Genomic DNA, 14607 nt, shown 5'->3' with positions numbered 1-14607 from the left:
AAGGCAAACAATACATATTACATATATAATTTTGATAAAGTGTAATTGTAATTCACATTTTTTTAGATTTTTTATTGTATATTATTTTTTGCAAATATAAACTTAAATTAAGATTTACCAAAAAACAAATACAAAAAATAATGTATTTTTGCTAAATCTTAATTTAATTTTAAAAAAAAGGAGGGAATAAAAATGAAATTTAAACAATTGTTATTATTAATTACCACTGTTACAAATTTAGGGATGATATTATCAAATAATAAAATAATTAATAGCAATCAAAATACTACTTTTTTAAATAAAAACAATGTTTCTAAAATTAGCTTTAACAAAATGACAGGCACTACTGGTGAAATTAATAGTTTAACTTTAAGGGGGAACAAACTTATGCCGTTAATAGTGAAGGTATTGTTTATAAAAGTGACAATGGTCAATCTTTTGAAGAAATAAATTTACTTAATTATGATTATAAAATAAAATCACTAATTACAACACCTAATGGCACAATTTATGTTGGAACTTATAATGAAAAAAATAATGAATTAAAAGTTTATATTCTTAAAAATGATCAACTTGCTGAAAAATATACTTTAAGTTTATATCAATTATTAGCAATGACTTTTGACAAAGAAAATAATATTTATATAGGAACAAATCAAGGGGTATATACTAATTCAAGTCCAACAACTGAATTAGAAAAAATAGATGGGGCAACAGGTAGCATTACAGTTTTAAAAACAACTAAAAATGGCTTAATTTATGCTGGTAATACAGAAGGAATGATTTTTAAAAGTATTGGGGGTAATCCTTTTAATTTAGTTGAGCAACTAAAAGATGGTGGTATTACAAGTATTGCTGTTGATAATAAAGAAACAATCTTTGTTACTAACAACAGTAAAAAAGTTTATTATAAACGTGTTACTATTGCTAATTTTTTACCATATAAGCAAACTTTAGAAACAATAAATACAACAGTAATAACTTTTGGAACAGGGGTTTTAGTTGGTGATAAAGATGGTAATATATGAAAAAGTTATCAAGAAAAAAACTTCACTTTATTCTATGAAAATAAACTTAATTCAATTAATGAATTGATTTATAATTCTAATAATTTTACTATTTATGCAACAACTACTGATGGAATATATAAAAATAAATAATCTAATTTAAAATAACTAATTTTAAGTTAGTTCTTTTTTAAAAAAATTGTAATACTTATTGAAAATTTAATAGTAAAATTATAAATCATTTTAATTTTTTATAATTTTGTTTATTCATAAAACATCTCTAATATTTTATTAGAGATGTTTTTAAAGATACTTTATAAATATATTAAACTTATATATTTGCTTGTAAATTTGATTTATATAAAAAACTATTACTATTTTTTAACTTTAATTTTATTTCTTTAAAAAAATCAAATCTTTCTTTTTCTTTATAATCATTAGAAAATATTTCTAAAGTTTCAGCATCAGATTTTTCATAAAAATGATATATATTATTGAATACTTGCTCTTGTGTTTCTTCTTCTTTTATTACTCGATATATAAAATTAAGAACTGAACACATTTTTCGATATTTATTATCTTTTCTTAAAGCATTATTAAATTTTTCTTTTTGTTTAGTATTCATTTTTGATATTTTTGAACTATTTTTAACGTTTGTTATATCAATTTCTTCATCGACTAAATAAACTATTTGATCTAAAAAATTTAATACTAATTCATCTACATCTTTTGATTTATATTTTTTTAAGGTTTCTAAATAAGTATCTGCTAAATTAATTGCTAATAAATTTAAAAAATTATTTAAAACTTTTGTTTTTAAATTTTTATTGATATTTAAATCCATTATCAAAACTCCTTAAAATCACCTTCAATAGAGTGATTATATCAATTTTAACCTCATATTTTTGTAAATACAATATTACTTTATTTTTTTACCTTTAATTCGTTTTCTTTTAAGTTCCAATTCTAATTTAGGATTATTATCATGTTTTAAATAATAATTTTGTCTATTTATAGTTAATTTATTTTCTAAGAACCTGTTTAAAATCTTTTCAATAAAATTGAAATAAAGGCAAGAACAACCATTTGTAAGCTAGTATTTAATTTTTTTTCACAATTTTTTCATAATCTTCTGCATTTTTCTAATCATGCAAAACTTCGTTCTACAACTCATCTTTTTGGTAATACTACAAAAGAATGTAATTCATTACGTTTTATAACTTCAACATTTGCATTTATAATTGTTTTAATTTTAGAAGCAAATTTTTCACCAGTATAACCAGCATCTACTAGTATTTTTTGAACTGCAGAAAGATTCTCTTTTTCATTTTCAATCATTATTATAGCACTGTTACGATCTGTTTTTTCTGCTGTGGTTATGTAAATTGCATGTGGTAAACCTTGAGAATCAACAGCAATATGACGCTTTATTCCTGAAATCTTTTTACCAGCATCATAACCTTTGTTTTTAGTAGTATCTGTATTTTTAACACTTTGTGAATCAATTATACAAAAACTAGTTTGTTCTTTTCTACCATTATTGATACGAAATGCCATGACTAATTTTTTTTAAAACTAATTGTAATACACTAGGTTCTTTACCATTATTTTTACTTCAAACTTGAAAATAATAATATACAATTTGTCATTTTGGAAAATCTTTTGGTAACATTCTTCATTGACAACCACTTTTTAATACATATAAAACTGCACAAAATACTTCATATAAATCTAAGCTTCTTGGTTTAGTTCTCTTTTTAGTATTTTCTAAAATTGATTTTATATTTTCAAATTGCTCTTTGCTAACATTACTAGGATAATTTTTACGCATATATACCTCTTATCTTAAAATATATAATCATTTTACCCTATTTCTCTAAAAGATTTTAAACAGGTTCTAATATTAACCCTAATCTTTTAGTTTTTTCTTCAGCTAATTCTTTTTGTAATTTTCTGTCTTTTTCATTTTCAAGTGATTCATGTTTAAATCTAGAATCTTGTAAATCTTTTTCATGTTGTCTTTGCTTTTCTTTATTAATTAATTTTGCTTCAATCTTAGCTCTATTTTCTATATACTTTTTAATACTTTTAAAAATAGAAATTGGGTTCAAACAATCAATTATTTTTAATAAAATTTTCACATAACCCCCTACTCCCCATTTAAGTAATTATTATTAATATACTTATTATAAATTAAAATTTTATCAATTTCTTAGGAAATTGTTTTTTTATTATATCATTTTATTTAAACTTGCTTTTAATTTATTTTTCTATGAATACTAGATTTATTATAGAAAATTATATCATTTTATTTATAATTTTTATAAATAAAATGATATAATAAAAAATATAAATAAATTATTTATAAAACTTTGAAATGGGGAATATAAAATGATTAATAACATAAAAAATATGATTAAAAATTACTCTAGAGAAATTGAGTGTCACGCAATAATAAAAAATAATTTAGAAAATAATCATTTAAAAAGTCAAGAGAATTTAATTAATATTGAAATGCAAAAAAATTACATAAAAATTAAAATGGAAATAATTGCAGAATTAAAAAAAATACTATATATTTAACATAAAATTGTGAGAAATCTCATTTTTATTTTCAAATAATCCAATTTAGAAAAAAACAAAGCAAATATTTATAACTTTTTTATTAATTTTCTTCATCTATTTTTAAAACAGCACGAAATGCTTCTGGTGGTAATTCAACATTACCAATCGATTTCATTTTTTTCTTTCCTTCTTTTTGTTTTTCTAAAAGTTTTCTTTTTCTTGTAATATCACCACCATAACATTTAGCAATAACATCTTTTCTAACTGCTTGCACAGTTTGACGAGCAATAATTTTATTATTAATAGCAGCCTGAATAGCAACTTCAAAATTTTGTTTTGGAATTAATTTTTTTAATTTTTCACATAAAACACGCCCACGATCATAAGCAAAATCCTTATGAACAATAACAGATAATGCATCAACAATATTACCTGCTAATAAAATATCCATTTTCACTAATTTACTTTCCTGATAACCAATTAATTCATAATCTAATGAAGCATAACCTTTTGATATTGATTTTAATTTATCAAAAAAATCAATGACAATTTCATTCAGTGGCATATTATAAATAAGAGTTCTTCGTAAATTATCAGCATATTTTAAATCTAAATAAGTTCCGCGTTTATCCTGACATAATTGCATCAATGCACCAACATATTGTTCTGGTGTCATTATTGTTACTTGCACAAATGGTTCTTCTACACTTTTAATTGTCTGCACAGTTGGTCATTTTGCTGGATTATCAATTATTAACTTTTCACCATTAGTTAAATTTACTTCATAAATTACAGAAGGAGCTGTTGAAATTAAAACTAAATTATATTCACGCTCTAAACGTTCTTGAATAACATCCATATGTAATAACCCTAAAAAACCACAACGAAAACCAAAACCTAATGCTTGTGATGTTTCAGCAGTAAAAATTAATGAGGCATCCGATAATTGAATTTTATATAATGCATCCTTTAATTCTTGATATTTATTAGTATCAATTGGATATAAACCACAATAAACCATTGGTTTTAAAGTTTTATAACCCGGTAATGGTGCATCAGCAGGATTAATAACACTAGTAATCGTATCACCAACATGAATATCACTAATTATTTTAATTGCACCACTAATTCAACCAACTTCACCAGCTGTTAACATTTCTCTCTTTTCTTCTTTTGGTGTGCGTACTCCTAATTCAGTAATTTCATATTCGGCACCAGTTGACATCATTCTTACTTTATCGCCAACTTTAATTACACCAGTTTTAATTCTAATAAATGCCATCACTCCACGATATTTATCATATAATGAATCAAAAATTAAAGCACGCAATGGTTCATTATCATCAGCATCAATTGGATAAGGAATATATTTAATAACTGCTTCTAAAACATCGCGAATATTAATACCTGTTTTTGCAGAAATTAAAGGCGCATAATCAGCAGGTAAACCCAATACTTTTTCAATTTCTTCCTTAACTTTTTCTGGTTCAGCACTTGGTAAATCTATTTTATTAATAACAGGAATAATTTCTAAATCATTATCTAATGCTAAATATACATTTGCTAAAGTTTGTGCTTCAATACCCTGAGCAGCATCAACTACTAAAATGGCACCTTCACATGCTGCTAAACTACGCGATACTTCATAAGTAAAGTCAACATGACCTGGAGTATCAATTAAGTGAAGCAAATAAGTATGACCATCTAATGATTGATATTTAAGTTGTACACTATTTAGTTTAATTGTAATGCCACGTTCACGTTCTAAATTTAGTGAATCTAACAATTGATTTTTCATTTCCCTTTTTGAAACAGCATTAGTTAATTCTAAAATACGATCAGCCAAAGTTGATTTACCATGATCAATATGGGCAATAATTGAAAAATTTCTAATGTATTTTTTATCGATACTCATAATATTATTTATTCACCTATCTTTTGCTTATAAACTATTTACTATGTTTTAGTATACCAAAGTTTAAATAAAATTAAATTGAAAGTTGCAGATAATGTTATAAATATATTAAACTATCACTTAACAATATATGAAAAGATATATACATAAATAACTAGTTTTTAAAATCATGTAAAATTATAATAACAAAAAATAAAGGAGGGGGGTTGTTAATAATATGAAAAAAATATTAACAACATTAAGTATTTTAGCAATTACAATTACTGTTAGAAATGTAAATAATGTTAATTTAAATAGTAGTTGGCAACAAAATGTACATATAATTAATAAAACTCAACAGGACACAATTTACATTGACAAAGATGGAGAACAAATAACAACTAATGAAACAGATTTATCAAATATAAATAGCAAAGAAATTGTTCAAATTGGATTTTATAAAAACATTATTAATCAAATTCAAGTGGTTAAAATGCCAAAAACAATTCAAAAAGTGCCAGATCAATTACCATCAGAAATAACATCATTAAAACATATGTTTTGAGATGCTATTGTCTTCAATCAAGATATTTCAAAGTGAGACATTTCAAAAGTAACAGATTTAAGTCTTATCTTTCAAAATGCCATTGCATTTAATCAAAGTCTTGCAGATTGAAATACATCAAATGTAATAAATATGAATTCAATGTTTGCTGATGCTTTAACATTTAATCAAAATATTTCAAATTGAAATACTTCTAATGTAACAAATATGAATAAAATGTTTTTTAATGCAAGATCATTCAATCAAAACCTTTCAAAATGAAATGTAAAAAAAATAATAGAACACAGTAATTTTGCTACTGGCTCAAAAATTTATAATCCCAGTAAATTACCAAAATTTAAACAATAAAAAAATTTAATAAGAAAAAGATAAGGTGGTAAATAATTATGAGAAAACTGCTAAGATTTATATTATCTTTAATGGTTGCAACACCAACAAGTATTAGTTTAGTTGCTTGTGGAGGAGCAGTATATCCTGTACATAAAAAAGATTTAAAAGGTTTATCTGATAACTTAGACATTACAACACTTGATAATAATGTAAAAGTTTTTAAAGTTGAATTAATTAATAAATTAAGAAAAAAAACATTTTCAAATTTACAACTAAGCGATGTAAAAATTAGTAAAAATAATAATATACCTCTACAAGATGCTGATATTAAAAATAGAAAATTAATTATAAAAATAATTGCATTAAGTACTTCTATAAACTTTACTGGTGAAAAAACGATAAATATAAATATTACAACCACACAAGAGAAAAAAGACTTAAATTTACTTATAGCAAATCAAAACCTAGGATTTATTAAAATTTTAGCAAAAAATTTAATTCCAACCAAAGAGGAACTTTTAATTGGTATCAAAAGCATAAATTATGATGCTAGTATTTTAACTATTAATGATTTTAATATTAAAGGGTCTATTAATACTACAAGTGCTATAATTGAAGGAACTGGTGACTATAAAGGTGAAATTACTTTAAGTTATAGACAAGAATTTGATTTTAATATATGAAATTTTCTAGATATTCTTGTAATGGGTCATATGAAAAATAAAGGTTATTGATTGGAAAATATGAAACTTAATATTAAAAATAATGAAATTTTATCAAATGATAAAATTTCATTAATAAATTTAACTAAGACCTTTGAAACTTCTGAACAAACAGAACTTAAAAATAATACAAACCTTGAACAACAACTTAGTACACAAGAATACGATAAAGAAGTAACAAATACTTATTCTGTTACTAATACATATGATGTTGGTATAAGTGAAAAAATATCAATACCTTTTGAAGAAACAACCTTTAATTTTAACTTTAGCCATAGTACCACAAATACAAATTCTGAATCAGTAACATTAAAATATCCATCTCAAAAAATAAATGTATTACCTCATAAAAAGGTAAATATAGATTATGATATATTTTTAAATAATACTAAATCTGACTATATTCTAACTTTAAAATTAAATAAGAGTTCAACTTTTTCTGGAAATTTATATTATTGAGAAGATAATGTTAATAAAGGTTGACAAACATATAATTTCTATGAGCTTCTAACAGAATTAAATAAAAATCAATTTGCTAATAATTGTTTAATGTATGCTAATAATAACGAATTATATTATTCTATTCCATTAACCTTATATGGTAAATCTAATGAATTAGATGTTACAGTCAATCCAGAACAACCAATTTAAAGTTTATATAAAATATTTAATTCAAAAATAACATTTTTTAAAATAAAACTGCTCAATTGAGCAGTTTTTTTAAATATTTTTTTATTCACTAAAGATTTTTTTATTCAACTTTAAAATTATTAAAACAACACCAACAAAAGAAAATTATTATGAAAATCATTAATAAGTGCTAAAAATATATAATTTATATCAGAAAATTATTTTTAATTAATTACTAAATTATTAAAAATAACTAAAATTTTTCTAGATTTAAAAGGAGAAAGAAAAAATATGAAAAATATAAAAACTTTATTTAAATTAATGACAGCAGTTATTTTAACAACAGTTAGTACAGGCTCACTCATTGCATGTCAATCAGATGATATTCTAAAAATGAATATGCAAGTACAAAAAGATTTTAATTTTTTAGATTCAAATAATAATTCAACAATCAAATTAGATATCTATCAAAATAATATAACTAAATTAACAAAATGAAACTCTATTCAACTAAACAATATTACTGCCAGCAATTTATTAGAAAATGATAGCGAAACTACTAAAGCTAAATCTGCTGATGCTGCTAACTTTTTAGTTGATATTTTAAAATTAAAAGCAGTTAGTGGTCAAGGAAAATATAGACTTTTTAAACATAGTGATACACAATCCATTAAGATAAAAGTTAAATCTTACTCACCAATAATTAATAAAAAAATAGATCATACAGATTATATAATTACAGGTGGTACAGTAACTATATTTTTTTTAAAAAATAATAAACAATTATCTGACAATTATTTATTAAATATTTTATCCAAACCAAATGATGGTCTTGTATTACCTAAATTACCAACCACATCTAAGAACCTGTTTAAAATCTTTTTTGATTAATTTTTAATAAGAAGAACATTATGATAGTTATTTTATAATAAAAAATAGATTTTTAGTCGATAAGTCATCAAATGATAAAATCTTTTAGAACCTGTTTAAAATCTTTTCAATAAAATTGAAATAAAGGCAAGAACAACCATTTGTAAGCTAGTATTTAATTTTTTTTCACAATTTTTTCATAATCTTCTGCATTTTTCTAATCATGCAAAACTTCGTTCTACAACTCATCTTTTTGGTAATACTACAAAAGAATGTAATTCATTACGTTTTATAACTTCAACATTTACATTTATAATTGTTTTAATTTTAGAAGCAAATTTTTCACCAGTATAACCAACATCTACTAGTATTTTTTGAACTGCAGAAAGATTCTCTTTTTCATTTTCAATCATTATTATAGCACTGTTACGATCTGTTTTTTCTGCTGTGGTTATGTAAATTGCATGTGGTAAACCTTGAGAATCAACAGCAATATGACGCTTTATTCCTGAAATCTTTTTACCAGCATCATAACCTTTGTTTTTAGTAGTATCTGTATTTTTAACACTTTGTGAATCAATTATACAAAAACTAGTTTGTTCTTTTCTACCATTATTGATACGAAATGCCATGACTAATTTTTTTTAAAACTAATTGTAATACACTAGGTTCTTTACCATTATTTTTACTTCAAACTTGAAAATAATAATATACAATTTGTCATTTTGGAAAATCTTTTGGTAACATTCTTCATTGACAACCACTTTTTAATACATATAAAACTGCACAAAATACTTCATATAAATCTAAGCTTCTTGGTTTAGTTCTCTTTTTAGTATTTTCTAAAATTGATTTTATATTTTCAAATTGCTCTTTGCTAACATTACTAGGATAATTTTTACGCATATATACCTCTTATCTTAAAATATATAATCATTTTACCCTATTTCTCTAAAAGATTTTAAACAGGTTCTAAGAAGTTTTATTGAATCAGAAATTGATGGAACAGCACAAAATATAAGAAATTTAAACAAAAATTTAGGGCTAGAATATATAGAAGAAAAGATTCTTGATGAACACCATAAAAAACTAAACTATAAACTTTCAAATAGAGACTCATTAAAACAATTATTTAATGAATGAATAGAAATTAATAGTTTTTTAAATAATTTAAAATCTAAAAAAATTAATATCAGAAAATTAGAATTTGGAGATAAAAATGAACAAATTATTAACTATGCCAATAATTTATATTCAATAAATGAAAGATTTCTTAAAAAAATAAATCAAGTAATAATAAATAAAAAAGAAAAAAAGTGAAAATATACTTTAGATTATTTAAAAATATTAATTGCAACCAATATTAATAATTCTAATTTAAATAATCTAAAAAAATATATTGATATAAATAAAAAACTTATTGATGAAATAATAAATTTTGAAGAAAATAACAAAATACCTTTCAGAAATGACCCAGAGCATAATAAATTTATTACAAACTATTCTTATAAAGAATGTCTGTTTTATCTTTTTATTCAATCATTATTTTCTCTCTTCATCACAAAAATAATTAATTTAATACCAAATATTTTATGATCTTTTGAATAACTATTCTAAAACAGTTATTTTTTTATTTTTTAAATAATCAAATTCTTGATCATTTCAAAAACTATAATTTGATCTAATTTTATTTTTACTAAGAGCATAATAAAGTGGAATAGCAACAAAATAAGCAAAGATAGCTTGAATACTATCAGTAATTAATTCATTAACTGTAATAGCATAATCTTGATAAATTACTAAATAAGACAATGGGTAAATAAGTAGTAAAATAGCAGCAAAAAAGAAAGTATAAACAGTACTTCATCAATATTTATTAATTAATAACTTAATAACAAAAAACATTAAAATTCTAATAAAAATTGTAATAGGAATAACCACAATTTTAACACCACTAATTAAATCAAAAATGCCACCCGCAATTGGTCCTGCAAATAACAGCATTGGCCCTTCAAAAAAAGCACAAAATGGAATAAAAACAGCATCAAATAATTGCAAAGTAGAATTTCCACCAAATAAACTAGTAATTGCTCAACCAAAAAGAAAAGTTGAACAATAACCAATTGTTACTAATAAACCAGTAATAATACCAGTCATTGCTAAATATTTAATTGAGCGAAAACGATACATCTTTTCCTCCTAGATTACCAAAAAATATTAGTTATTTTTTTACTATTTAAAGATAAAACCAATTGCAATTGGATTAATTTTAGAACCATAGTAACAAGCTGCTATAATTTCTTTTTTACCTGCTGGTTGAATAACTTTAATTACTATGTTATTAGTTTTAGTGGCAACAATAATACCTAATTTATTTATTGCAACAATTGTTCCTGGCAGAGCATTTGATAATTCATTAGTTACTGCTACTTGATGAATTTTGTATATATTATCATTCAACGTAGTATAAGCAATTGGTGTATTATACAATCCACGAACATGACATGAAATTAATTGTGCTGAAAGATTTCAATTAATTTTTTCATCACTTCTTTTAATATTTAAACCAAAAGTTACTTTATTTTCATCTTGTTCTTGTTCTTCAATTTCATTATTAATGATTTTTAATAAATATTTTATTAACATATTTTGTGCTAAAGTTATCAACTTATTAACTAAAGAAGTATATGTATCCTCAATACCAATTGAAACTTGTTCTTGAACATAAATTGCTCCTGCATCCATTTTACTTACCATTTTCATTAATGTAATACCAGTAGTTTGTAATCCATTAATAATTGCTCATTGAATAGGGGCACCACCACGCAATGATGGTAATAATGAAGCATGAATATTTAAACATTTATATTTTGGTAAATTTAAAATTGCTTTTGGTAAAAATTGACCATAAGCACAAGTAAGAATAACATCAATATTTAATAATTGTAAATCTTTTAAACTTTCAATAATATTTTCGGGTTGGAAAACAGGAATTTGATATTCTTGTGCCAATTGTTTAATTGCTAAAGGAACAACTTCTTGTTTACGACCAATTTTACGATCTGGCTGACAAACAACACCAACTATTTCAATTTCATTTTTCATTGTTAATAACAATGTTTTTAAAATATTTTCAGAAAAAAAAGAAGAACCCATAAATAAAATTTTAAATTTTTTCATAATTTTCGCCCTCAATTTTTGCTTTGTACATTTCAATAATATTTTTTACATGTCAAAATAATACTACCATACCTAAAGTATCTTGAGCACAATATTTTAACATATTTTCACGAAAATTATGAATTCAATTAGTTAAACTAATGTTATTTTCAACTCTTCTACGAAAAACTTCTGATGCCATATCTCCTTTTTTAATAACTAATCCTTCATAAGAAAAGGAAGGTTCAAATGCTGGTAAAGTTTTTTTAATTGAAAGAGAACCATAAAACTGTTCTTTATAAATTTTAAATTCTTTAAAAAAATCTTGTAAATCAATAGTACCATCATGAATTAATGATAATTTATTTTTATATTGAGGGTAATAATAAGCTAATTTTTTAAGAACAGATTTCTCAAATGATTGATTATAAGCAACATACGTACCCTTACCATGAATATTAATTAAATCATAACATAATTTTTTTGTTAACATTTCTCTTGGATCATCATTGCCATCTGCTAAAAATTCATAATGTTTAATTGATTTATAAGTTTTAAAATCAAAATCTGGTGCTAATAACACATGGACAGAATATTGAAAAGGAATTTGTTGATATGGTTTACTATTTTTAAACTTAGGTATTGCAGATTTCATAGTCTCAAAATCATACATATAAATTGGATATTGGTACTTTTTGTATTCAATTTTTAAATCAACAAATTTATTGCCATCAATTAATTTTTCACCATTTTTAATTACATCATATTGTCTTAAATGTAAATTAGACTTTGTTAAAAATGGTAATAATCTTTCATCATTAATTTCTAAGAAATCTTCTTCATAATATCACAATGCTTTCTTAGTTTTTCTTAAACGATATAATTCAAAAATAGTATTATGAATAGAAAAATATTTAAAAATATGAGGACAAAATTGATTACTATTTTCATGACAATAAGGTAAAGTTAATAATTTAACTATTTCGTCAATATCACTAATTTTAATAATATTCTTAATATTTTCATATTGTAATTTCAAATTATTATTTAAAATTTCATCTTGAATTGATTCAAAAAGACTAAAACTTTTTTTAGTATTTGGACTTTTTTGCCAAGTTGATCCATTAACAATAAATAATTCATTTAAATCTTTTTTTTCTTTCTTAACATAATTATTATTTAAATACATAATATAAGTATTAACTACTTTAATTCCACATTTGGTTAAAATATCATACTGATAAAGTAAATCTCACATATGTTCTTCTTTAACTCAAGTTACTGCTTTTACTTCAATTAAATCCCAACCATCATTATTTCGCTTTAAAATATCACACTTAGTAACACAACCCTGATATTCAAATCTTGGTTCAAATAAAACATCATACTCTTTATTATTAATAATTTCTATAACATTACTACCCAGTTCAGACTCAAAATTAAAACAAGAATATTTTACTTTAAAATATTCTTGAGCATAGTGCCCAGTTTCAATACCATCTGCAATTGTTTCACCAAGATAAAATTCAGAATCATCTTCTTCATTATAATTATTTTCAAATGTATCATCGTCTAAATCAGAAATAGTAATTAAATTAGATTTAAATTTACTACTTGTTTTAGTATGCGTTAGTTCAACAAAATTTATTATCTTTTTCTCTTCAATTAAATGCTTAGCTAAAGCATAATTTTTTGCATTTAAAAATCATGAAAGTTTTCGACAAATACGGAAATGCTTATAATCATCTTTATAAATTTTCATTACATATCACCCAATTGCCTACTTTAAAATAAAGATTTATTTATCTTTTCATCCAGAAAATTTATCATGAATTGCAATTTTAGGTTTTTCTAAATTTTTAGCACGTTTTTTATTTTCTTTATTTTGTAAACGTTCTTCTTCAATTGCAAGTTTAACGGCTTCATTTTCTTTTTTAATTGCTGCTTTTTCTTCTGCTGTCTTTCTTTTTATTTTAATTTTACCACTACGTTTTTTTGACATTTCAATTTTCTTAAGTGTTTCTTCTAAATCTAATTCACAATTTACTTTTCAAATTGTTTCAAATTCTTTCTTTGATAATTGTTTAGTAAACCCTTCTACCTCAAATGCTTTAGTTGCAAATAAATCATTTTTCTTAGAATCATATAATTTTACAATTACATCAAAAACATCACGATAGCGATATTCTTTACTACTACGTGAAACTACTTGTTCAAATTCTACTGTTTTATGTTGCAATTTTAATTCATCACGCATAAAGGATTTAATAATATTTTTTACTTCTTTTTGACGTTGTTTTTTCTCTTCTTTTTTCTTCTTTTTTGCTGAAATGGTTGTAAAAATAAAAATTATTAAAACTACTCCTATAAGCGCTAACATTCATCATTGACTAGATAAATTTCCCATTTTTTATTCCTCTTTTTTGATTTATAAATTTTCCTCGATTACTGCTAATAGTTTAGTTGGACTCATCGGTGAAATTGTTAAAATTAAATTAACATCTTTTTTAATTACAAAATAAAGATGTGTTTTATTTACTCTAATATATTTAAAACTTTTTGTCTCTTCAATATCATAAGACTCATTAATCAATTTTAAACAATATTCACGTAATTGGATATCATTTAAGTCTTGCAATTTTAATCTTGATCTAATCCTACCAATACTATGGTAAGAAAATTGATAAGGGTTACGAAAATAGTAACTCATTTATTTACCACACCTACATTTATCATTAAAGTTTTTAAACAAATAATTTACATTAAAAGTGTAAAAAAATTAAAATATACTATTAACAAAAAGCTAACACATTAATTATACTGAAAAAATAAAAAATATTATACAACATTTATGATTTTTGTTAT

General features: G+C 22.9%; 15 protein-coding genes. 5 read left to right on the top strand and 10 right to left on the bottom strand.

The genetic code is table 4. From position 1 onward, the window contains the following. Positions 1-192: 192 nt before the first annotated feature. Together ACI2WJ_RS04540 and ACI2WJ_RS04535 are read left to right on the top strand one after the other, a co-directional pair. Entirely contained in the window at positions 193-450 is a 258-nt protein-coding gene (locus ACI2WJ_RS04540; RefSeq protein ID WP_400254968.1) for a hypothetical protein, read from the top strand. A 164-nt stretch (positions 451-614) separates the two neighbouring features. Beyond that, complete coding sequence (locus ACI2WJ_RS04535) at positions 615-1160, top strand: hypothetical protein (RefSeq protein WP_400254967.1); 546 nt, start codon at positions 615-617, stop codon at positions 1158-1160. Positions 1161-1338: 178 nt separating this feature from the next. Here ACI2WJ_RS04535 and ACI2WJ_RS04530 read toward each other — a convergent pair whose 3' ends face one another. The 4 genes from ACI2WJ_RS04530 to lepA all read right to left on the bottom strand — a co-directional run bounded on the left by ACI2WJ_RS04530 (position 1339) and on the right by lepA (position 5481). Then, positions 1339-1851: a hypothetical protein gene (locus ACI2WJ_RS04530; RefSeq protein ID WP_338980700.1), complete on the bottom strand. Its 513-nt coding sequence runs from the start codon at positions 1849-1851 to the stop codon at positions 1339-1341. A gap of 197 nt (positions 1852-2048) precedes the next feature. Continuing rightward, positions 2049-2838, bottom strand: a protein-coding gene (locus tag ACI2WJ_RS04525) for an IS5 family transposase (RefSeq protein ID WP_400254556.1) whose coding sequence is annotated in 2 segments (ribosomal slippage) — positions 2049-2576 and positions 2578-2838 — 789 coding nt in all. Because the reading frame shifts where the segments join, the coding sequence is not laid out codon by codon here. A gap of 55 nt (positions 2839-2893) precedes the next feature. Further along, entirely contained in the window at positions 2894-3148 is a 255-nt protein-coding gene (locus tag ACI2WJ_RS04520) for a hypothetical protein (protein ID WP_400254966.1), read from the bottom strand. Between the two features lie 524 nt (positions 3149-3672). Continuing rightward, positions 3673-5481 (bottom strand): translation elongation factor 4, encoded by a 1809-nt coding sequence (lepA, locus tag ACI2WJ_RS04515; RefSeq protein ID WP_400255243.1) that lies wholly within the window; start codon positions 5479-5481, stop codon positions 3673-3675. A 223-nt stretch (positions 5482-5704) separates the two neighbouring features. Here lepA and ACI2WJ_RS04510 point away from each other — a divergent pair, with 223 nt between their 5' ends. From ACI2WJ_RS04510 to ACI2WJ_RS04500, 3 genes are all read left to right on the top strand, one after another. Continuing rightward, positions 5705-6379, top strand: a complete 675-nt coding sequence (locus ACI2WJ_RS04510) for a BspA family leucine-rich repeat surface protein (protein WP_400254965.1) — start codon at positions 5705-5707, stop codon at positions 6377-6379. 38 nt (positions 6380-6417) lie between these two features. Continuing rightward, the gene (locus ACI2WJ_RS04505) at positions 6418-7734 is read left to right on the top strand and encodes an ETX/MTX2 family pore-forming toxin (protein WP_400254964.1); all 1317 of its coding nucleotides are present in this window, start codon (positions 6418-6420) and stop codon (positions 7732-7734) included. Positions 7735-8004: 270 nt separating this feature from the next. Then, positions 8005-8604: a hypothetical protein gene (locus ACI2WJ_RS04500; protein ID WP_400254963.1), complete on the top strand. Its 600-nt coding sequence runs from the start codon at positions 8005-8007 to the stop codon at positions 8602-8604. Positions 8605-8699: 95 nt separating this feature from the next. Here ACI2WJ_RS04500 and ACI2WJ_RS04495 read toward each other — a convergent pair. From ACI2WJ_RS04495 to ACI2WJ_RS04470, 6 genes are all read right to left on the bottom strand, one after another. Beyond that, a protein-coding gene (locus tag ACI2WJ_RS04495; protein ID WP_400254962.1) for an IS5 family transposase occupies positions 8700-9489 on the bottom strand; the annotation gives its coding sequence in 2 pieces (ribosomal slippage) (positions 8700-9227 and positions 9229-9489; 789 coding nt in all). 702 nt (positions 9490-10191) lie between these two features. Continuing rightward, a complete protein-coding gene (locus ACI2WJ_RS04490; protein WP_286641343.1) occupies positions 10192-10773 on the bottom strand; it encodes an ECF transporter S component family protein in 582 nt (193 codons plus the stop codon). A gap of 42 nt (positions 10774-10815) precedes the next feature. After that, positions 10816-11763, bottom strand: a complete 948-nt coding sequence (gene fmt, locus ACI2WJ_RS04485) for a methionyl-tRNA formyltransferase (protein ID WP_338959096.1) — start codon at positions 11761-11763, stop codon at positions 10816-10818. Further along, the gene (locus ACI2WJ_RS04480) at positions 11750-13504 is read right to left on the bottom strand and encodes a DUF2779 domain-containing protein (protein WP_400254961.1); all 1755 of its coding nucleotides are present in this window, start codon (positions 13502-13504) and stop codon (positions 11750-11752) included. The genes fmt and ACI2WJ_RS04480 overlap by 14 nt, the downstream gene beginning before the upstream one ends. 36 nt (positions 13505-13540) lie before the next feature. Next, on the bottom strand, positions 13541-14149 hold the full coding sequence (locus ACI2WJ_RS04475; protein WP_252320562.1) for a hypothetical protein: 609 nt from the start codon (positions 14147-14149) through the stop codon (positions 13541-13543). Positions 14150-14170: 21 nt separating this feature from the next. Beyond that, positions 14171-14452, bottom strand: a complete 282-nt coding sequence (locus ACI2WJ_RS04470) for a hypothetical protein (protein WP_400254960.1) — start codon at positions 14450-14452, stop codon at positions 14171-14173. Between the last annotated feature and the right edge of the window lie 155 nt (positions 14453-14607).

It is taken from the genome of Spiroplasma endosymbiont of Cleonymus obscurus, assembly GCF_964273375.1.
Lineage (GTDB): Bacteria > Bacillota_I > Bacilli_A > Mycoplasmatales > VBWQ01 > Spiroplasma_E.
The sequence above is the reverse complement of the archived record's forward strand: the minus strand, read 5'-3'. Positions and strand labels throughout refer to the sequence as shown.